19 protein-coding genes are annotated in these 19686 nt (G+C 34.6%); 5 read left to right on the top strand and 14 right to left on the bottom strand.

The window, feature by feature from the left end; translation table 11 throughout:
• Positions 1-145: 145 nt before the first annotated feature.
• The 12 genes from DFQ05_RS13440 to DFQ05_RS13380 form a co-directional block, all read right to left on the bottom strand.
• Positions 146-388 carry a DUF6095 family protein gene (locus DFQ05_RS13440; RefSeq protein WP_132706146.1) on the bottom strand — a complete coding sequence of 81 codons (243 nt, stop codon included), beginning with the start codon at positions 386-388 and terminating at the stop codon, positions 146-148.
• The gene (gene murQ, locus DFQ05_RS13435) at positions 375-1196 is read right to left on the bottom strand and encodes an N-acetylmuramic acid 6-phosphate etherase (protein ID WP_132706144.1); all 822 of its coding nucleotides are present in this window, start codon (positions 1194-1196) and stop codon (positions 375-377) included. Before murQ ends, DFQ05_RS13440 begins: the two co-directional genes overlap by 14 nt.
• A 124-nt stretch (positions 1197-1320) precedes the next feature.
• Positions 1321-2136 carry a DUF4249 domain-containing protein gene (locus DFQ05_RS13430; RefSeq protein WP_132706142.1) on the bottom strand — a complete coding sequence of 272 codons (816 nt, stop codon included), beginning with the start codon at positions 2134-2136 and terminating at the stop codon, positions 1321-1323.
• Position 2137: 1 nt separating this feature from the next.
• Entirely contained in the window at positions 2138-4513 is a 2376-nt protein-coding gene (locus tag DFQ05_RS13425) for a TonB-dependent receptor (protein WP_132706140.1), read from the bottom strand.
• 62 nt (positions 4514-4575) lie between these two features.
• Entirely contained in the window at positions 4576-6795 is a 2220-nt protein-coding gene (locus DFQ05_RS13420; RefSeq protein ID WP_132706139.1) for an NADP-dependent isocitrate dehydrogenase, read from the bottom strand.
• A gap of 884 nt (positions 6796-7679) precedes the next feature.
• Positions 7680-8030, bottom strand: coding sequence for a 50S ribosomal protein L19 (rplS, locus tag DFQ05_RS13415; RefSeq protein WP_132706137.1), 351 nt, complete (start codon positions 8028-8030; stop codon positions 7680-7682).
• A 236-nt stretch (positions 8031-8266) separates the two neighbouring features.
• Positions 8267-8947, bottom strand: coding sequence for a tRNA (guanosine(37)-N1)-methyltransferase TrmD (trmD, locus tag DFQ05_RS13405; RefSeq protein WP_132706133.1), 681 nt, complete (start codon positions 8945-8947; stop codon positions 8267-8269).
• Positions 8948-9002: 55 nt separating this feature from the next.
• Positions 9003-9908, bottom strand: coding sequence for a mechanosensitive ion channel family protein (locus DFQ05_RS13400; RefSeq protein ID WP_132706131.1), 906 nt, complete (start codon positions 9906-9908; stop codon positions 9003-9005).
• Positions 9909-10008: 100 nt separating this feature from the next.
• Entirely contained in the window at positions 10009-10449 is a 441-nt protein-coding gene (locus DFQ05_RS13395; RefSeq protein ID WP_132706129.1) for a GNAT family N-acetyltransferase, read from the bottom strand.
• Between the two features lie 80 nt (positions 10450-10529).
• The gene (locus tag DFQ05_RS13390) at positions 10530-11153 is read right to left on the bottom strand and encodes a tRNA (guanine-N1)-methyltransferase (RefSeq protein ID WP_132706127.1); all 624 of its coding nucleotides are present in this window, start codon (positions 11151-11153) and stop codon (positions 10530-10532) included.
• A gap of 135 nt (positions 11154-11288) precedes the next feature.
• Positions 11289-12737 (bottom strand): glyceraldehyde-3-phosphate dehydrogenase, encoded by a 1449-nt coding sequence (locus tag DFQ05_RS13385; RefSeq protein WP_132706125.1) that lies wholly within the window; start codon positions 12735-12737, stop codon positions 11289-11291.
• 177 nt (positions 12738-12914) lie between these two features.
• Positions 12915-14333, bottom strand: a complete 1419-nt coding sequence (locus DFQ05_RS13380) for a trypsin-like peptidase domain-containing protein (RefSeq protein WP_132706124.1) — start codon at positions 14331-14333, stop codon at positions 12915-12917.
• 124 nt (positions 14334-14457) lie between these two features.
• Here DFQ05_RS13380 and dapF point away from each other — a divergent pair, with 124 nt between their 5' ends.
• The 5 genes from dapF (at position 14458) to DFQ05_RS13355 (ending at position 18470) form a co-directional block, all read left to right on the top strand.
• Positions 14458-15237: a diaminopimelate epimerase gene (gene dapF / locus DFQ05_RS13375; RefSeq protein ID WP_132706122.1), complete on the top strand. Its 780-nt coding sequence runs from the start codon at positions 14458-14460 to the stop codon at positions 15235-15237.
• Complete coding sequence (locus tag DFQ05_RS13370) at positions 15231-15755, top strand: GNAT family N-acetyltransferase (protein WP_132706121.1); 525 nt, start codon at positions 15231-15233, stop codon at positions 15753-15755. The genes dapF and DFQ05_RS13370 overlap by 7 nt, the downstream gene beginning before the upstream one ends.
• Position 15756: 1 nt before the next feature.
• The gene (mltG, locus tag DFQ05_RS13365) at positions 15757-16800 is read left to right on the top strand and encodes an endolytic transglycosylase MltG (RefSeq protein WP_132706119.1); all 1044 of its coding nucleotides are present in this window, start codon (positions 15757-15759) and stop codon (positions 16798-16800) included.
• A 67-nt stretch (positions 16801-16867) separates the two neighbouring features.
• Complete coding sequence (locus DFQ05_RS13360) at positions 16868-17704, top strand: DUF2279 domain-containing protein (protein ID WP_241974272.1); 837 nt, start codon at positions 16868-16870, stop codon at positions 17702-17704.
• A 106-nt stretch (positions 17705-17810) separates the two neighbouring features.
• Positions 17811-18470: a peptidoglycan-binding protein LysM gene (locus tag DFQ05_RS13355; RefSeq protein WP_132706117.1), complete on the top strand. Its 660-nt coding sequence runs from the start codon at positions 17811-17813 to the stop codon at positions 18468-18470.
• Here DFQ05_RS13355 and DFQ05_RS13350 read toward each other — a convergent pair.
• Positions 18467-19180 (bottom strand): SAM-dependent methyltransferase, encoded by a 714-nt coding sequence (locus DFQ05_RS13350; protein ID WP_132706116.1) that lies wholly within the window; start codon positions 19178-19180, stop codon positions 18467-18469. The two genes, DFQ05_RS13355 and DFQ05_RS13350, sit on opposite strands and share 4 nt — an antisense overlap.
• Before the next feature lie 26 nt (positions 19181-19206).
• Positions 19207-19680: a low molecular weight protein-tyrosine-phosphatase gene (locus tag DFQ05_RS13345; protein WP_132706114.1), complete on the bottom strand. Its 474-nt coding sequence runs from the start codon at positions 19678-19680 to the stop codon at positions 19207-19209.
• Positions 19681-19686 lie beyond the last annotated feature (6 nt).

Here is a 19686-nt window from a genome sequence, read left to right as displayed (position 1 = left end):
CCGTTTGCGCCGATGGTACTGCTTACTGTGGAAGAGTAGGTCGCCGCCTTTTTTGAAAGACCCAATCATAACGATTGGGTCTTTTTTTGTTTATAAAATATCCTCGTGAAATATTTACAAAGCGGATAAAACAAAAAGAAGACTCTCACTTACCATTCTCTCCAAATAAACTATCCATAATCGTCTTAATACCTTTGTATAAAGTAAAGATAGCTAGGACACAAAAAAGAATACCTAGAATTAACAATGGAATATAAAGTGGTTTATTATCGTTTGAAAAGGCAATATGAACTACTGTAGGTCCAGCGAACATTAAGAATAAACAAATAAGCATAATTCGTATACCTTTTGATAAAACCTCCTTATCTGTTCTTTTAGTTTCTTCCATATTTATCTTGTTTTAAAACGTTTCTAACGTTACCATATTTTTCTAAAAGTTGTTTGGCTTCAGTTTTTGATATGTTGAGTTCATCCATGAGCATTAGCATTCCGCGATTGACTAATTTTTGATTACTCAATTGCATGTCTACCATTTTGTTTCCTTTTACTTTACCCAACTGAATCATAGTTGTAGTGGTAATCATATTGAGAACAAGTTTTTGTGCTGTACCAGCTTTCATTCTTGAGCTACCAGTAACAAACTCTGGACCTACTATAACTTCTATTGGATACTTTGCCGTGTTTGATATTGGACTATTAGAATTGCAAACAATACATCCAGTAGTAATGCTATTCTCATTACATTCTTTGAGTCCATGAAGTACATATGGTGTTGTACCTGAAGCTGCAATGCCAATAACAATATCTTTCTTTGAAATGTTATGAGCTTTTAAATCATTCCAACACTGTTCTGAAGAATCTTCTGCAAATTCTACAGCCTTTCTTATTGCTGTATCCCCACCAGCAATTAATCCTATAACTAAATCGTGAGATACCCCAAAAGTTGGAGGACATTCGGATGCATCCAAAATTCCAAGTCTTCCACTAGTTCCAGCACCAACATAAAAGATACGACCTCCAGTTTTAAGTTTTGAAACGGTTTGTTCTATAAGTGTTTCTATTTGTGGTAGCGCTTTTTCAACAGCTAATGGAACAGATTTATCTTCTGTATTAATATTTGTGATGACCTCTCGAATAGACATTTTCTCGAGGTCATTATAGTAAGATTCTTTTTCTGTTGTTTTTTCAAAATTCATTTTATAAAAATAATGAATTTGTTTGCGTTAGGGATAATAGTGGAAATCCTTTTGCGAATTACGAGCAAAAGATTGTAGCGAATAGCCCGACCCGATTTATCGAGGTAACGCCCTAATAATTCTACTATTGTATTGTATAAATAACTTCATCGACTTCTGATAGCCTGAAATAACCAAAGGGAAAATTATCTGCATTAGTTTGATTAATACAATTACCACGTACTGTTGCTGGCTGTGTCTCAAACGGACCACCACCTTCCTCACTTCCTTGTTGTAGTAGCGTGAACATGAAATTATAGAAACGCTCTGTAACACCATAATTACGAATGGTTACTATATCACCTGGTTCTAAATCTTCTTCAGTATAAAATCCAAATATTTGATTTCCGTCTGTAAATCGGTCTTCGTAAACCTCTAAGGTAGGAACTGCTGGAATATCACTAATAAATTCGAAAAAATAATAGTTTTCTACACCTGCTGGGTCTGTATAAAAAGCTTTTAATTCTATATCTTCTCCTAAAAACCCACCATCATCTTTTTGCTCAATGAAGTCAATTGATGCTACAGATTTTAATGTTTCTGTTGCTGTATAAGTTTCATTGTTATAAATAACTACTAGCGTATAGACACCATCAATGACAGGGATAAATGTATCATTTCTATATATCCCAGAATTTCCATCCTCCGTAAAATTAAATATATTGCCGTTGTTGTCTGATATGGAAACAATGGCTCCATTGGCTGGTTGTACATCCTCATCAAAGAAAGGTGCAGTCAAGGATAATCTAATACTTTGCTCGTTTCCGAAAGTATTTTTAAACCAATTGATACCTGCATCTATAACTAATCTTGGAGGTGCTTCGTTTAAATCCACTTCTATTACATCCTCACACGATGTTATGACTATAAATAATATGATTATTGCTAAAATTCTCTTCATCTTAAAATTGAAAATTATAAGTTACTGCTGGCACAACACCAAAAATAGCTAACCTAGTAGCCTCATTACGTCCTGACATTCTATTTTCTCTAAATGTAATATTTGCGGCATTTCTTCTGTTGTAAATGTTATAAAGACTGAATACCCATTGCCCTTTTAATTTCTTCTGTGAATTTGGTCTTGGATTATAATTAAAAGATAAATCTAAGCGATGATAATCGGTTAATCGGCTTGAGTTTCTTGCTTCGTAAACAGGTATTGTTATACCGTTAAATTGATATTGTCCGTTTGGGAACGTGGCTGGTATTCCTGTTTGATATAAGAAATTCGTATTTATAGACCATTTTTTACTTAGCTCATAAGAGCCTGTAAAGGTTATATCATGAGTTTTGTCCCAAGGTGTGTTGTACCATTGACCGTTGTTAATACCTGTTTCTTGATTTGTTCTGCCAGGTGTACGTTGCTCTGACTTAGAGAGTGTATAAGCCAACCATCCTTTAAAACGACCCTCGTTTTTTCTGAATAATACTTCTAATCCATACGCTCTTGCTTCACCATTAAGAATCACTTGTTCTATGGCATCATTGGCAATAAGGTTAGCGCCGTCTATGTAATCTATTCGGTTCTCAATAATTTTATAAAAACTTTCTACTTCCAATGAAAATTTATCATTCTCAAAACTTTTAAAATAACCAACTGCAAACTGGTCAAGAATTTGGGGTTTTATAAACTGCCCGCTAGGTGTCCAAACATCTAAAGGCGTTGGCGAGCTTGTATTGGACAGCAAATGCAAGTACTGTGTCATCCTGTTATAACTAGCTTTAACTGAAGACTCATCATTTAGTTGGTAGGCGAGCGAGGCTCTAGGTTCTATATAAGCGAAAGATTCTAATACATCGTTTCTGCTAAAAGAGACTGTACCTATTGGTTCTGCTTTTTCGTAAATCTGTAAATCTTGGTTAAATATTAATGGATTATCGTCTTGATAGCTATTTATTTCGTCTTGACCAAGCCTATGAAATGTGCTTAATCTAGCGCCATACGATACAGATAATTTATCCGAAAGTTTTTGTTCTGCGTCTATATACACGGCATTTTCAAATGCATATTTATCAATAAGTTTGTCTGGATTTATGCCTGAATCTTCGTCAATAGGAAGAATTTCTCCTGGATTAAATTTGTAATAAATACTATTAAGTCCGTATTCTAATTTTAGCTTATCACTTATATAATGTTTAAAGTCGTATTTTACATTAAAGTTTCTGATGCCAGATTCCCAATCAAACCCCACAAAGTCTAAAGATAAACCATAATAATAATCAGAATAAATTAGGGATAAGTTGGAGAATAGTTTATCTGAAAACAGATGATTCCATCTAAAGTTAAGAACGCTATTCCCGTAAGTATTTGTAAAACTATCTGCCAAGCTAAAAACATCCCTTCCGAAATATCCTGATAGATAGATACTATTTCTATCGTTTAATCGGTAGCTAAGTTTTGTATTTAAATCGTAAAAGTAGGCGATATTATCTAAGTCGAAGAGTGGCAGAAAAAGATGCGCATAACTACTTCGTCCTCCGACAAGAAATGAACCTTTTCCTTTTTTTAATGGTCCTTCGGCTAATAGCCGACTTGATACAAGACCAATTCCTCCGTTAAGATGAAATTCTTCATTATTACCTTCTTTTTGATATATGTCTAATACTGAAGATACTCGTCCGCCATATTTAGCCGGGATTCCACCTTTATATAATTTTATATCCTTAATAGCATCTGGATTAAAAACTGAAAAGAAACCAAATAAATGAGAGGAATTAAAGATTGTTGCTTCGTCTAACAGTATTAAGTTCTGATCTGCTGAGCCACCTCGTACGTTAAACCCTGAAGAGCCCTCGCCTGCATTAGTTACGCCGGGCAAAAGTGTAATGGATTTAATAACATCAACCTCTCCCAATACTACAGGAAGTTGCTTAATGGTCTTAATAGAAAGACTATTAACGCTCATTTGAGGTTTACGAATGTTAAGTTTTTCTATGTCTTCTGTGATTACAATTTCGTCAAGACTTTCCGCAGACTCAACAAGTTTAAAGTTTATTGTTTTATCACTTGTCAAATCTATGGTCTCTGTAATTGTTTTAAAACCTAAATAGCTTATTTGTATGTCGTAAGTACCTTCTTCTAATGTTAACGAATAAAAACCATATTCGTTAGTCATGGTTCCGTTTTTTAGTTCTGGCACTATAACATTAACACCTATAAGCGTTTCTGTTGTTTTGCTATCCGACACTATGCCGCTTAAGGTATATTTATTTTGTGCTGAAGTAATTGCAGTAAAAGAGAGGAATAAAAAAAGACTTCCTAATAGGAACTTTCTCATTAGCTTAATTTTCTATAAAAATAAAAAAGCCTCATTTTAGATGAGGCTTTTTTAACGTAAGTTTAATTGAGAATACTATTAAATATATTGCTTGGGCGCATAGCATTATGCGTCAATACTTCATTAGGATAATAATACCCATCGATATCCACAGATACGCCTTGAATTGTATTAAGCTCGTTAACAATATCTACTTCCTTAGCTTGAAGATTTTTGAAAATCTGAGAAAACTCTTGCTTTAAATCGTTACTAGCATTTTGATTTGCAAGTGCTTCTGCCCAGTATAATGCTAGGTAGAAATGACTTCCGCGATTGTCAAGCTCGTTTACTTTTCTAGAAGGTCCCTTTTTATTCTGAAGTAGTTTCTCTGTTGCTTCATCTAAAGTTTCTCCAAGTATTCTTGCATTTTCGTTTCCTGTAAAATCTGCATAATGATCTAAAGAAACCGCAAGTGCTAAAAATTCACCCAACGAATCCCATCTTAGATGATTTTCTTCAACAAATTGCTGAACATGCTTTGGTGCAGAACCACCAGCTCCAGTTTCAAATAAACCACCACCATTCATTAACGGGACAATAGATAGCATCTTTGCACTTGTTCCTAGCTCTAAAATAGGGAATAGGTCCGTTAGATAGTCTCGCAATACATTTCCTGTAACGGATATTGTATCCTTGCCAGCTTTAACACGTTCTAAAGTGAACTTGGTGGCTTCAATAGGTGCTAAAATCCTTATATCTAAACCTTCTGTATCATGATTAGGAAGGTATAAGTTTACTTTTTTAATAAGTTCTGCATCATGCGCTCTATTATTGTCTAACCAAAATACAGCGGGTGTTTGGGAAGCTCTAGCACGTGTCACGGCAAGCTTAACCCAATCTTTAATAGGTGCATCCTTGGTTTGGCACATTCTCCAGATATCACCTGCTTCAACCTCATGAGAAATTAGAACACCTCCAGAAGCATCAATGACTTCTACTTTTCCTTTTGATGTTATCTCAAAAGTTTTATCATGCGAACCGTATTCTTCAGCTTTTTGCGCCATAAGACCAACGTTAGGAACAGTCCCCATTGTTGTTGGGTCAAATGCACCATGTTCCTTGCAAAAATCTATGGTTGCAGTATAAATACCCGCGTAGCTACTATCTGGTATTACAGCTTTGGTGTCTTGCTGATTGCCTTTAGCGTTCCACATTTGTCCAGAAGTACGAATCATAGCTGGCATAGATGCGTCAATGATAACGTCACTAGGTACATGCAAGTTTGTGATTCCTTTATCAGAATTAACCATGGCTAAATCTGGCCCGTTTAAAAGAGCAGATTCAATGTCTGCTTCAATTTCTTTACGCTTTGTTTCTGGCAACTCTTCCAGTTTTTCAATTAAATTTCCAAAACCATTATTAACGTCAACGCCTATTTCTTCAAATATATCGCCATGTTTTTCAAATAGTGGCTTAAAAAATGCTTTTACCGCATGACCAAAGATAATTGGGTCAGAAACTTTCATCATGGTAGCCTTCATGTGTAACGAAAATAGAACACCCTTCTTTTTGGCATCTTTAACTTGTTCTTCTAAAAAGCGGATTAGTGCTTTTTTACTCATTAAGGTTGCATCGATAATTTCGCCTTTAAGTAATGCTAAATTGTCTTTTAAAATGGTTCTGTTTCCATCTGAAGAAGTGTGGACAATTTTTACACTTGTAGCATCATTTAGTGTAACTGATTTTTCGTTGTGAGCAAAATCACCGCTAGACATAGTAGCAACATGGGTTTTAGAATTAGATGACCATGCTCCCATACGATGCGGGTTTTTTTTGGCATAATTCTTTACGGCTTTGGGTGCGCGTCTATCGGAATTTCCTTCTCTAAGCACAGGATTTACAGCAGAACCTTTAATTTTGTCATAGCGCGCTTTTATGGATTTTTCTTCGTCTGTTTTAGGTTCGTCTGGGTAGTCAGGAAGTGCATAACCTTTAGCTTGTAGCTCTTCTATTGCATTAGTAAGCTGCGGAATTGACGCACTAATATTGGGTAACTTTATAACGTTTGCTTCTGGCTGTTTTACTAATTCTCCTAATTCTGCTAAGGCATCTGGTACTTTTTGCTCATCTGTCAAATAATCTGGAAAAGCAGATAAAATACGTCCTGCGAGCGAAATATCTTTGGTTTCTATATTAATGTTTGATGATTTTGTAAATGCCTGAACTATAGGTAAAAAAGACCTTGTTGCAAGAGCAGGAGCTTCATCCGTTAGCGTATAGAAAATAGTGGAAAATTTAGTCATATCTTTTTTTATGCTTTATAGTGAGTCATGGGCTTATAAAAGCCGTGCAAATATACAAAAATAGAGTCTTTGAATGAAGACTGATTTCTAATGAATTAAAAAATTAAGCCTTAGTAAATATTTGATTCAAATTTACTAGTACTGAAAGATTTTCTTTTGGTGCTTAGGTCTTTCAGAAGACTTTTAGATGGATTGATGTCAATAATATCGGCAGAATAAAAACTTGAGGTTTCTAAGTTTAATTTATAAAAAACAAAAAGCCATATCATTCAGTAAACTGATGTGATATGGCTTTCTTAGATACCTACTTCACGTAACCTATTTAGTTTTCACTAACTCAGCTGATGGGTAAACCCTCATCCTTTTCGGTTCAAGTGTTTCAGTGTCTGTGAAATGCTTCGTAACTTTCAAAATGTATTGACTTGAAACTAGACATTTCATGAGAGATTTTTTAGTTCGCTTTATCATTAACCCTTATTTATCATAATGGTAATGTTTATACGACCTGTTTTTACTTTTCGCAACCACCTAAGTAGAGCTACTTTTCAAAACCAATCCTTAATATAAGCCAACCGAAGTTAAACTTACATTAACTAAGTTGTATTATAATTCTGCATACACAGATTATTCTGCAACTGAAAAAATCTCACTAAACAAAGAACTGGTCTTTGAAACAATTTAACACAAATTCAAAATTAAATTCAAAACCAAACAATGTTTGTTGTTAATTGTTTAGCTAAAGTAAGATTTAGTTTTAGATTTCCAAGTTTTTTAACAAAGTAGATATGCACAACTTATAAACCGCACTTATTAACAAAAGTTAATAACCAAAAAAGCCTTGAAAAATCAAGGCTTTTAATATTGTTCGTAAAAGAATTAATCGTTTATTTTCTAACCTCTTTAATTCTCGCTTTTTTACCAGTAAGACCTCTAAAGTAGAAGATACGAGCTCTACGTACTTTACCTCTTTTATTTACTTCGATTTTTTGTAAAGCTGGTAAGTTTACTGGGAAGATACGTTCTACACCAATTGTACCAGACATTTTACGGATTGTAAACGTTTCAGAAGTACCACTTCCTTTACGCTGTAGTACAACGCCTCTAAAAAACTGTGTACGCGTTTTGGTTCCCTCTTTAATTTCGTAGTAAACAGTAATTGTGTCACCTGCACTAAACTCAGGTAAATCTTTTCTTGTTACAAATTCGTCTTGTACGTATTTTACTAAAGACTCCATGCTATATGATTTATAATTGTTTTTTTAAATCAACATTCACGATTCTCGCCAGAGGTTAATCCAAAATTGGGTGCAAAGATAATTAAAAAGTATAAAGTATAAAGTGAAAAGTGATAAATTTTAAGTCGCAGTAAGCAGTAAGCAGTAAGCAGTAAGCAGTAAGCAGTAAGCAGTAAGCAGTAAGCAGTAAGCAGTTTGTTTAATTGTGTGATTTTATATTTTTCAATCGTCAATCGTCAATCGTCATTAAGCAGGTCTGGTCGCCTTTCTTTAGTGCGTTTGTAGGCTTGTTCTTCTCGCCATTTTTCGATTTCGCCAAAATTACCACTAAACAAGACTTCTGGAACTTTCATACCATCGTATTCTCTTGGCCTGGTATATATTGGCGGCGCCAATAAATTATCCTGAAAGCTATCTGTTAAGGCAGATGTTTCGTTACCCAAAACTCCAGGAATTAACCTAATTACAGCATCACAGAGCACGGCAGCTCCAAGCTCTCCACCAGAAAGTACATAATCGCCAATAGAAATTTCACGCGTAATAAACTTATCTCTAACGCGTTGGTCTACACCTTTGTAATGGCCACAAAGAATTATAATATTTTCTTTTAAGGACACTTGGTTGGCAATACTTTGATTAAGACGCTCACCATCTGGTGTCATATAAATAATATCGTCGTAATTACGTTGGGCTTTTAAACCTGTGATGCATTTGTCTATGGGTTCTATCATCATTACCATGCCGGCGCCACCACCAAACTGGTAGTCGTCCACAGATTTGTAATTGTCTGTTGTGTAATCTCTAAGATTATGAAAATGCACTTCGACTAAGCCCGCTTCTATAGCACGTTTTAATATCGATGCTTCAAAAGGACTTTTTAATAGTTCTGGTAAAACGGTAATAATGTCTATACGCATTTTGCAAAGATGCGATTAATCTTGGAATTTGAAAACGGGTTATTCAGATTGTTTCTTATTCTTTTTTCAGATTAATATTTGGGATTTTTACAATCTCAACAGTTGCTGATGCTAACTTAACTTTATTGTTGGTCTTTTGAATTTCTTTTTCAATAAGTTGGTTTAGTAGGTGTTTTGTGTATCTTCTTTTTTTGTAGTCAACAATATATCGAAGATTGAATTGTATCCAATTGTCTGTCATGCTTATCGCTAAGGTTGGTTCAACTTGAGCATTTTCAATGTAGTATTTATTTACAACTCGATTCCATTCTGAAATAGAATTAGACACATATTCGGATAGGGTTTCAGATGCAACTTTAATTACAATTGATTTAGCCAATTCTAAATCAGAGCCATATCTAATTGGAATATTAAATTCATCCCAGACAAAAGGAAAATCTTTTGAATAATTATAAACGGGACCTTTAAAAACAAAGGCATTACTTAGCTTCACGATTCTTCCGCTATAATTATCACTAGAAACCCATTCGCCAATTTCCATCATAGTTGTATAAATACTGTCAATATCAATGACATCGCCTTTTATATTATTAATTTCAATACGATCACCAGGTTTGTAAACACCAACAAAAAATATATAAAAAGAACCAGCAACGCTTAAAATTAACTCTTGTAATGTTATTGTTATGCCAGCTGTCAGTAGGCCAATAGCTAATGCAAAGTCCTTTATACTACCCGTAAAAAATGAAATTGTTACTATAATAAGTAGTACATAGCCAAAAAATTCTACAGCTTTCTGAGATTTATATCTAATTCTTGTGTCAGGAAGTTTTTTTCTTAAAAATCGTCGAAGAAAGGCAATTGCCAACAGTATAAAAACAGCCCAAATTATATATCTAATAATATTTGAAGAAATAGGATGATTATTTATCCATTGACTTATGTTTTCAAATATTTCCATGATTTTCAAATTGCAAACAACTTTGGGATATGATTAGGTAATAATTTGTTTTATCTGTCTTTAAACGAAGTTAGTTCAAAAAACTTGTAATATCAAGCAATTAGGTAGTAACTGTCCAAAAGAAATGTAAATCCGTATCTGGTTTAAAACCTAAGCGTTTGTAGAGTTCTTGCGCGGGATTGTCAAAAGCAGTTTGTATAGCTATCCCTTTTTGATTTTCCGAAATGGCTAGTTGTTTAGTTTCATAAATCAGGGCTTCGCCAATGCCTTTTCCTCTGCAATCATTTATCACAAACAAATCATTGAGTAAATACATAGGTTGCATGGATACAGAAGAAAATAAATGATAGAGTTGTGTAAATCCTACAGGCTTATCATCTATATAAGCAATGTAAATAATTGAATCTTTCTGAGTTAAGCGTTCAGTTAAAAAATGAAACGCACCTGTAATATCTGCTTTTTGTTTATAAAATTGGCGATACCCATCAAATAAAGGAGCAAGGTCATTGAGATGCTCTAGGGTAGCTTTTAGTATAGTCATAAAAAATCCGTAATTGATGCGATATCAAATTATCGATGTTGAGATACCGAAACAAGTTAAGCATGACATAAGATTATGTATTACTTTTTGTCTCTATTCTTATTTATCTCGTCTTGAAGTTGTCGTCTTACCTTTTGCTCACGCTCTAAAGCTACTCTACGGTGTTCTTCGAACTCAATTTCCACTTCTTCGAGTTTTCGTTTGGCTTCTTTAGTTGCCGAATTACTGCCTTTAAAGCGTACAATAAAAAGTAAAGTCAAAGCCAAAAGTCCCGCAATGATACTCCATAATAGAATATTGTAACCGCCTTTACTCATTTGTATACCAAACAACGACATACTGTCTTTTTCCGCATTGGTATTGGTTAATTCTACTTGGGTATTAGAAAGATTGGCTTTTAAAGCTGCTATTTCTCCAGATTGCTTTTCTATCATTGCTTTTGTATCTGCAATGACTTTATTTTTTTGTTTTAAGGTATCTGCAACACTAGCTTTAAGTTCTGTTAGCCAATGGTATTGTACATTTTTATATACTTTTCCGTTGCCGCGATAGGTATAAGATTTTGATATCACGTATTCAAATTGGTCATCTACGGAGCCTTCGTTACGTTTTAGTTGGGTGTCTTCAGTCTGTGCTACTTGGGCATTTGTAAATTGGAAAAAGATAAAAGAAAATAGGAGTAGCGTTTTGGTTAAGTATTTCATTTTAATTACGGTTAGGTTTAAGACTTCCACAAGATAGGAATTTTAACAGTATTACCTATTTGTAAAATAAATAGCCCTACTGATTTGTAAGGCTATTTATATACGTAGTTAAACGTTACTTTGGATGTCTTATTTTTAATAATATGTATATCGTCTTACTTTAGATATGTATTTTGCAAGGCGAATAACCTGATGGCTATAACCATATTCATTATCGTACCAGATGTATAAAATAGCATTTTTACCATCTTCTCTTACGATTGTCGCTTTACTATCATAGATTGAAGGTGCTGAGCTGCCAACGATATCGCTCGATACCAGTTCGTCACTCATTTCGTATTTAATCTGCTCAACCAAATCACCTTCAAGTGCATATTTTTTCATTATAGCGTTCATAGCTTTAACAGAAGTTTCACGCTCAAGTTCTAAATTTAGAATTGCTAAAGAACCATTTGGCACAGGAACTCTAATGGCGTTTGAGGTTAGTTTTCCTTCTAAGGCAGGAAGTGCTTTACTTACAGCTTTTCCTGCTCCTGTTTCTGTAATAACCATATTTAATCCAGCAGCACGACCTCTTCTATACTTGTTATGAAAATTATCTACTAAGTTTTGGTCATTAGTATATGCATGGATGGTCTCTAAGTGACCAGATTTTACACCATAAGAATCTTCTACGGCTTTTAATATCGGCGTGATGGCATTTGTTGTACAAGATGCCGCTGAGAATATTTTAATATCATCAGGGTTATTTTCTAAATGGTTAACGCCATGAACAATATTAGGAATCCCTTTGCCAGGTGCGGTTAATAAAACTTTATCGACACCTTTGGCTTTTAAATGTCTGCTCAAAGCTTCTTTATCTCTAAAGGCGCCTGTATTATCTATTACCAATGCGTTGTTGATTCCGTATTTTGTGTAGTCGATATCTTCTGGTGCATTTGCAGAAATGATTTTTACAGTTGTACCATTTATAATTAACGCTTCGTTTTTTATATCTGTAGTTACAGTTCCGGAAAAATCGCCATGAACAGAGTCATTTTTTAAAAGTGACGCTCTTTTTTCTAAAACGGTAGCATCAATTTTGCCACGTGTAACGATTGCCCTGAGACGCATTTGGCTTCCTTTACCTGTTTTGGTCATTAACTCCCTAGCGACTAAACGACCAATACGGCCAAAACCATAAAGTATAACATCCTTTGGTTCTATACCATTACTTTTTTCCGCTCCTTTAAGCTTTTCGGCAACAAAACTTAGTGCATTACTAAATTTATCGTCTTCTAAATGGTATTCATAAGTTAGTTTGCCAATATCTAATTTTGCAGGTGGTAAATCTAGCTGATAGATAGCTTTGGCGATTTCTACAGAATCGAAAATTGAAATTGGTTTTTGAACAAACTCACCAGCGTATTCGTGTAGATTAATAATATCGCTTACGTTTCTATCGATTAGAGAGTTTCTGAAGAGTACAAGCTCGATAGATTTGTCGTACCATAAATCGTTTAAAATTTTAATAAATTCTACAGTAGCACGGCGTCTATCCGCTTGAAACGCTAATTCATTTTCGTAAGTGTCGTTAAAAGGCATTGTGTTGTGTGTTTTGTTTTGTTTCGTCTGAAAGCTTTTGATTTTTTATTATGGCTTTCAAAATTTTCGGCAAAAATACTATATTTCAAACGTTTTCGTAGCCTATTTTTATAAAAATAAAAACCCTTCAAAATTTGTAATCTTGAAGGGCTGTTTTTACCGATATTGTGATAAATTTTATCTGAAAATAATTTCTTTTCGTCTCAGATTTCCATCTAAATATTCCAACTTATTAAGGTATTTGGTAAAATCTTCACCGTATTCTTTTTTCAGCTTGTTTATATCATCTACATTTTTAATCTCTATGTCGTTAATTGCTGTTATTACGTAGTTTCTTCTGAGACCTACCTTGTTGTATAGCCATGCATTTTTGTTTTCTAAGATTAAAGCACCACCTTCGGAAAGTTGTGGATACTCATTTTTTATCTTTTCGGGGATATCTCTAAACTGCATATCCATAAATTCTACGTAAATATCTTCTTTTTTAGTTAGGGCTACAGGAATGGTTTTAATAGCTCCATTTCTTAATATCTCGACATTTATTACATCAGAAGGACTTTTTGTTTTTAAGTAGCCACTTAAGTCAGAGTATTTATTGATTTCTACGTTATCTAGTCGTCTAATGATATCGCCTTCAACTATACCTGCAATATCAGCCCCAGATTTTTTCTCAATACCACTTACATAAAAACCTTCTGTCACGTCCACGTCTAGCTCTTTAGCGGCTTCGCCATTTAGTGCTAAACCGGTAACACCTAATATACCATCTTGCACATCACCAAACTCCATAATGTCTTCAACTATTTTTCGTGCTATATTACTTGGTACAGCGAACGAATAGCCAATATAGGAACCGGTTTGTGATTGTATAGCGGTATTTATGCCAACTAATTCGCCATTAACATTAACCAAAGCACCCCCAGAATTTCCTGGGTTTACGACGGCGTCTGTTTGTATAAATGATTGATTACCAGATAAATCTCTTGATTTTGCACTTATAATACCCGCTGTTACCGTAGATGTTAGGTTAAACGGATTACCAACAGCCAAAACCCACTCGCCAATTTGCGTAGCATCAGAGTCTCCAAAAGGGACGTGAGGAAGATTTTCTTCAGTGTCTATTTTTAGTAATGCAATATCGTTTTCTGCATCTGTTCCTACCAATTCTGCTAAAAAGGTTCGGTTATCATTTAGTGTAACAGAAATCTCTGCAGCACCTTTAATAACATGATTGTTTGTAACAATATGTCCGTCTGGCGAAATAATAACACCAGAGCCAGCTCCAGCCAATTGCTTTCTTTCTATAGTTCTACCACTAAAAATATCTCCCCATGTTTGAGGACCTCTATTTATCTGCGTGTTTTTTACGTGTACAACAGCATCTATGGTTTTATTTGCAGCTGTTATTAAATCGGGTTTATCGGTATTAGTCAATAAAGCGTTACTCGTAGATGTTGGTACATATACAGGTAGTTGCGATGTATTATCTTCTATTACAACGTTATTGTTTTCTTTCTCAACAAATAGTTTATAGCCTCCTAACGTAAGTAAGCCACCTAATGCGGAAACGCATACTAATGTTAAAATCTTCTTCATTTTTTCAGTTTTAAGTTTACTATTTAACGTTTAAAATTATTTAATTATTGATTTTTAAATTCAACTTTAACGACGATTTAACACCACAGTTTACGGTGTTTTATTGTTATATTTGTCCAGCATTATGAAAGGACATTTTTACAAATATCAAGGCACTGGCAATGATTTTGTTGTTATAGACAATAGGTCGTTATTTTTTGATAAAACTAACAACAAAAATATTGCCAAATTATGTGACCGACGTTTTGGCATAGGAGCAGATGGACTTATACTTTTAGAGAATCATCCAACGCTAGATTTTAAGATGGTTTATTTCAACGCGGATGGTAGGGAGAGTAGCATGTGCGGCAATGGTGGACGCTGTATTGTTGCATTTGCTAAATTTCTTGACGTAATTGAAAATAAAACGACATTTGAGGCTATCGATGGTTTACATAATGCTGAAATTGATGCCAATATTGTAAAATTACAAATGACGGATGTTTCTGTAATTCAGACTTTTAAAAATCATCAATTTTTAGATACGGGGTCTCCGCACCATGTTCAACTTGTAGAAAACATAGATGATTTAGATGTTAAGGTAAATGGCGCACAGATTAGATATGGCGAACCATACAACGAAACTGGTAGCAATGTAAATTTTGTTCATCAAATATCGTCAGACAAATTTAGAGTAAGAACTTACGAGCGTGGCGTAGAAGACGAAACTTTGTCTTGCGGAACAGGTGTTACAGCCGTAGCTTTAGCCATGCACAATAGCGGTAAAACTGCTTCTAACAAAGTAGTGCTGCAAACACAAGGCGGAGAATTGTCCATCACTTTCAAAGAAAATAATGGACGTTACAGTGACATTTGGTTGATTGGACCTGCAACTCAAGTTTTTAAAGGCGAAATAGAATGGTAACTTTAAAAAGTAAACATATTTATTTACGCGCATTAGAGCCAGAGGACTTAGAGTTTGTTTATAAAGTAGAAAATGACGAAAGCATTTGGCATTTAAGTCATACCCAGACGCCATACTCGAGATTTTTAGTTAAGCAATATCTCGAAAATGCGCACCAAGATATTTACGAGGCAAAACAATTACGATTAGTTATTTCGAGTTATGATAATGAAACTCTTGGTTTAATAGATGTGTTTGACTTCGATTTTAAAAATAAGCGTGCAGGTATTGGTATTGTTATTACAGATGAAGCAAGTAGAGGTAAAGGATTTGGGAGTGAGGCTTTATCTTTATTAATCAACTACTGTTTTAGCAAATTACAATTGCATCAATTGTTTTGCAATATTTCTGAAAACAACAAAGCTAGTCTAACGCTTTTTGAGAATAAAGGATTTAAAAGAGTAGGTCTTAAAAAAGAGTGGAATTTTACAAACAATGGTGTCGAAAACGAATACCTTTTACAACTTATAAATAAATAGCATGTATATTAAAAAAATACTTTGGGCTATAGCATTAATAGGATTAGTGATTTTTGCATTTTTTGCATATTACATCTATGGTGCTATGTTTAGTCCAAATACTAAGTTTAATGAGTCTGAAGTATATATCTACATATCCGAAAACGATTCGTATCGAGATGTACGGCAACAGCTTGAGCCTTTATTAGAGGATATCAATGGATTTGATGCTTTAGCCAAGCAGAAGAAATACACTTCTAATGTAAAAGCGGGTAAATACCGTATAAGAAAGGGAATGAATAATAACGAAATAATTAATTCTATAAGAAGTGGAAATATTCCTGTAAAACTCTCTTTTAACAATCAAAGTTCACTCGAAGCACTCGCTGGAAGAGTAGCAGAGCAAATTGAAGCTGATAGCCTAAGTTTGTTAAAAGCCATGAAGGATGATAATTTTCTTAAATCTGCCGATTTAGACCAAAAAACAGCACTAGGTATGTATTTGCCAAATAGCTATCAGGTATTTTGGAATACATCTGCGGAAAGTTTTGTAAAACGCATGAAAACGGAATACGATAAATTTTGGAATTCCGAACGATTGGAAAAAGCAAAGGCTTTAAATTTTTCTAGAGATGAGGTTATGGCATTGGCATCTATAGTTTACGAAGAGTCAAAGCAAAAATCCGAACAACCGCGTGTGGCAGGCGTATACATTAATAGACTTAAAATTGGTATGCCGCTTCAAGCAGACCCTACAATTAAGTTTGCAGCGTACCAGTTGCCTAAATATAAAAATACGATTATAAGACGTGTGCTTAATGTACATAAAGAAATAGATTCGCCATATAATACTTACAAGTACGCCGGATTGCCTCCTGGATTAATAACAATGCCAGATTTATCGGCTATTGATGCGGTATTAAATTACGAAAACCACAATTATCTATACTTCGCTGCGGACCCTAAAAAGCCTGGTTATCATAGATTTGCTAAAACATTGAGTCAGCATAACAATAATGCCAGAGACTATCATAACTATCTAGATCAACAAGGTATTAGGAAGTAGTTTGAAGCAGATTCTCACCATTATTAGTTGTATTGTTATCGGTTGTTTTTCTTTTTCACAATCGAAGTTGAATAAGTTTTTTAAGCCGAGTGATTCTCTCAATAAGCCAAGACGAAATGCTGTTATTGTTTCCCAAGCCGCTCTTGGTGGTTTAACGCTCGTGGCTTTAGACCAATTATGGTATGCCGACTTTGAGCGTTCAAAATTTCGTACTACCAATGACAACAGTCAATGGCTTCAGATGGACAAAGTAGGGCACGTCTATGCAGGCTACCAATTAAGTAGAATTGGAGCTGAAACACTTAACTGGGCTGACGTCTCTAAAAAAAACCAATTAATTTATGGTTCAACCTTAGGATTAGGTTTTTTAACTGCTGTTGAGGTGTTTGATGGATTTTCTAAAGAATGGGGATTTTCTTGGGGTGATATGTTAGCTAATGCTGGTGGTACGGGACTTTATGTTGGTCAAGAACTACTGTGGCAAGAACAACGAATTGCGCTTAAGTACTCATTTAGTAGAACAGAATTTGCACCACAAAACCCTGATAAGTTAGGCGCTGGACTCACTGAAGAATTTTTAAAAGATTATAACGGACAAACCTATTGGTTAAGTTTTAATCTCAATTCTTTTTTTAGGTCCGAGTTTATACCAAAATGGCTTAATCTTGCAGTAGGTTATGGGGCAAATGGGATGTTGTCCGGAAAAGACGACATTGTACAATTTCCAAATCAAGACAGATACCGACAGTTTTATCTAAGTTTGGATATCGATTTAACCCGAATACGAACAAATTCTAACCTTCTAAAATCTTTATTTAGCGTTTTTAACACGATTAAAGTACCAATGCCAACGTTGGAGTTTAACGGAAAAAATGGCGTAAAAGCCCATTATATTTACTTTTAATCGAGTTTAACGTATTGATTTTCAGTGTTAATTACTTTTTCGTATCTTTGCAGCCGAATTTTTATAGAGCTTAATTTTTGATTTAGCTTTACGTAAAATTTAGGTTATGAAGAATAAAATAGTATCCAATGTTATAGTGCCTTTCGCAGTTTGTTTTTTAATTGCGCTAGCACTATATCCATCAACTATTCTCAATCCAGAGGAATATTCTACGGATGGTCTTGAGCTCAGTTTCGATGCGCCTAAGAATATTGCAATGGCAGATAAAAAAGCTAAAACGTCGAATCAGAAAGTATTTACACCGTATTTAGGTAAATCTTTTGAAGCTTTTAAAGAAGCATTAGCCTTTAAAGAGTCACAAGGTGATTATTTTGTGGTAAATACATTTGGGTATCTTGGTAAATACCAGTTTGGCAGAGAGACGCTTAAAATGATTGGAATTTATAATCCATCTCACTTTCTTAAAACGCCAGAGCTTCAAGAAAAAGCCTTTATTGCCAACGCAAAACGTAACAAATGGATTTTAAGAAAAGATATAGAGCGTTTCGTTGGAAAAACCATAGCAGGTGTTGAGATTACTGAATCTGGTATTTTAGCAGCAGCCCACTTGGCAGGAGCTGGTAGCGTAAAAAAGTTTTTAAGAAGCTACGGTAAAATGAATTTTGCTGATGGTTATGGTTCTACAGTGCGTTACTACATGAAGCGTTTTGCAGGATATGATACGTCAATTATAAAACCAGAGAAGCGAGCTAAAGCTACAATCTAGTCCTTCTGAATTACAAAAATTGTTGGCCGTTTATGCAGGTCTTCTTTAGAGTTTTTCCAATCTTTAGCAGGTTTTGTCTTAATAAATTCGGTTGGTAGCGTTAAATCACAGGCTACACAAATTCTGGTGTTTGGATTAAGAACGGATACCAAATCAGCTAGCATTTGGTTATTTCTATAAGGCGTTTCAATAAATAGCTGGGTTTGATTAAGCTCTGCTGAACGCCTTTCTAATGTCTTTATTTCTTTTTTTCTTTCGTTTTTATCAATAGGTAAATAGCCGTTAAAAGCAAAACTTTGCCCATTCATTCCAGAACTCATTAAGGCTAACAAAATAGACGATGGACCAACCAAGGGCACAACTGTAATATTTTTGTCATGAGCAATACTTACAATATCAGAGCCTGGATCTGCAATTGCTGGACATCCCGCTTCCGATATTATTCCCATAGACAACCCATTTTCGCAAGGGTCTAGAAAAGAATTTAGTTCGCTTTGTTGTGTATACTTATTTAGTACTTTTAGTCGTAAACTTGGTTGCGGTTTATTTGGTACGACACGTTTTATAAAGCGTCTTGCGGTTTTTTCGTTCTCGACAATGTAATCATCGAGCTGTTCAATTATTTTTTTGATTGAAAGTGGTAACACCTCAAGTGGTGGATTGTCGCCTAAGCGTGTAGGTATAAGGTAAAGTTTGCCTTTTTCGTTCATACTTCAAATATAATTAAATGAATGATTTAATTTAGAAGTCTCGAGGCAATGACCTCGCAAGCCTTATCTAGCAAATCGTAAACAGTTTTAAAACCTTGGTCTCCGCCATAATATGGGTCTGGAACTTCTAAATCAGAATTTGGTGAAAGTTCATTTAAAATTAATTTCACTTTTCTTTTGTCATCTTCTGATTTCGCTAGGTTTAAAATATTACGATAGTTAGATTGGTCCATAGCGTAGATGACATCAAATTTATCAAAATCTGAGGAAGAAAATTGTCTAGCACGTTGTGTACTAATATCTATGCCTTTAGACTTTGCTATTGCTATTGAGCGCTGGTCAGGTTTTTCTCCTATATGATAGCTCGCTGTACCAGCGGAATCCACATAAAAACTGTCTTTTGGTAATTTCGATTCCAAAATCCCATGAGCCAACGGAGAGCGGCAAATATTACCCAGGCAAACCATTAAAATCTTAGTTTTAGTTGGTTTGTGAGACATTGAAAT

The sequence above is a fragment of the Winogradskyella wandonensis genome (assembly GCF_004346845.1).
Taxonomy (GTDB): Bacteria; Bacteroidota; Bacteroidia; order Flavobacteriales; family Flavobacteriaceae; genus Winogradskyella; species Winogradskyella wandonensis.
This window is presented reverse-complemented; position numbering and strand designations above follow the sequence as displayed.

Bases quoted from the DNA above. Each gene is read 5' to 3' on its own strand.
- DFQ05_RS13345 (WP_132706114.1), bottom strand. From the start codon at position 19,680: ATGTCTCACAAACCAACTAAAACTAAGATTTTAATGGTTTGCCTGGGT.
- mltG (WP_132706119.1), top strand. From the start codon at position 15,757: ATGTATATTAAAAAAATACTTTGGGCTATAGCATTAATAGGATTAGTG.
- DFQ05_RS13355 (WP_132706117.1), top strand. From the start codon at position 17,811: ATGAAGAATAAAATAGTATCCAATGTTATAGTGCCTTTCGCAGTTTGT.
- dapF (WP_132706122.1), top strand. From the start codon at position 14,458: ATGAAAGGACATTTTTACAAATATCAAGGCACTGGCAATGATTTTGTT.
- DFQ05_RS13350 (WP_132706116.1), bottom strand. From the start codon at position 19,180: ATGAACGAAAAAGGCAAACTTTACCTTATACCTACACGCTTAGGCGAC.
- DFQ05_RS13400 (WP_132706131.1), bottom strand. From the start codon at position 9,908: ATGGAAATATTTGAAAACATAAGTCAATGGATAAATAATCATCCTATT.
- DFQ05_RS13380 (WP_132706124.1), bottom strand. From the start codon at position 14,333: ATGAAGAAGATTTTAACATTAGTATGCGTTTCCGCATTAGGTGGCTTA.
- DFQ05_RS13420 (WP_132706139.1), bottom strand. From the start codon at position 6,795: ATGACTAAATTTTCCACTATTTTCTATACGCTAACGGATGAAGCTCCT.
- DFQ05_RS13385 (WP_132706125.1), bottom strand. From the start codon at position 12,737: ATGCCTTTTAACGACACTTACGAAAATGAATTAGCGTTTCAAGCGGAT.
- DFQ05_RS13440 (WP_132706146.1), bottom strand. From the start codon at position 388: ATGGAAGAAACTAAAAGAACAGATAAGGAGGTTTTATCAAAAGGTATA.
- trmD (WP_132706133.1), bottom strand. From the start codon at position 8,947: ATGCGTATAGACATTATTACCGTTTTACCAGAACTATTAAAAAGTCCT.
- DFQ05_RS13390 (WP_132706127.1), bottom strand. From the start codon at position 11,153: ATGAAATACTTAACCAAAACGCTACTCCTATTTTCTTTTATCTTTTTC.
- DFQ05_RS13370 (WP_132706121.1), top strand. From the start codon at position 15,231: ATGGTAACTTTAAAAAGTAAACATATTTATTTACGCGCATTAGAGCCA.
- rplS (WP_132706137.1), bottom strand. From the start codon at position 8,030: ATGGAGTCTTTAGTAAAATACGTACAAGACGAATTTGTAACAAGAAAA.
- DFQ05_RS13425 (WP_132706140.1), bottom strand. From the start codon at position 4,513: ATGAGAAAGTTCCTATTAGGAAGTCTTTTTTTATTCCTCTCTTTTACT.
- DFQ05_RS13430 (WP_132706142.1), bottom strand. From the start codon at position 2,136: ATGAAGAGAATTTTAGCAATAATCATATTATTTATAGTCATAACATCG.
- DFQ05_RS13395 (WP_132706129.1), bottom strand. From the start codon at position 10,449: ATGACTATACTAAAAGCTACCCTAGAGCATCTCAATGACCTTGCTCCT.
- murQ (WP_132706144.1), bottom strand. From the start codon at position 1,196: ATGAATTTTGAAAAAACAACAGAAAAAGAATCTTACTATAATGACCTC.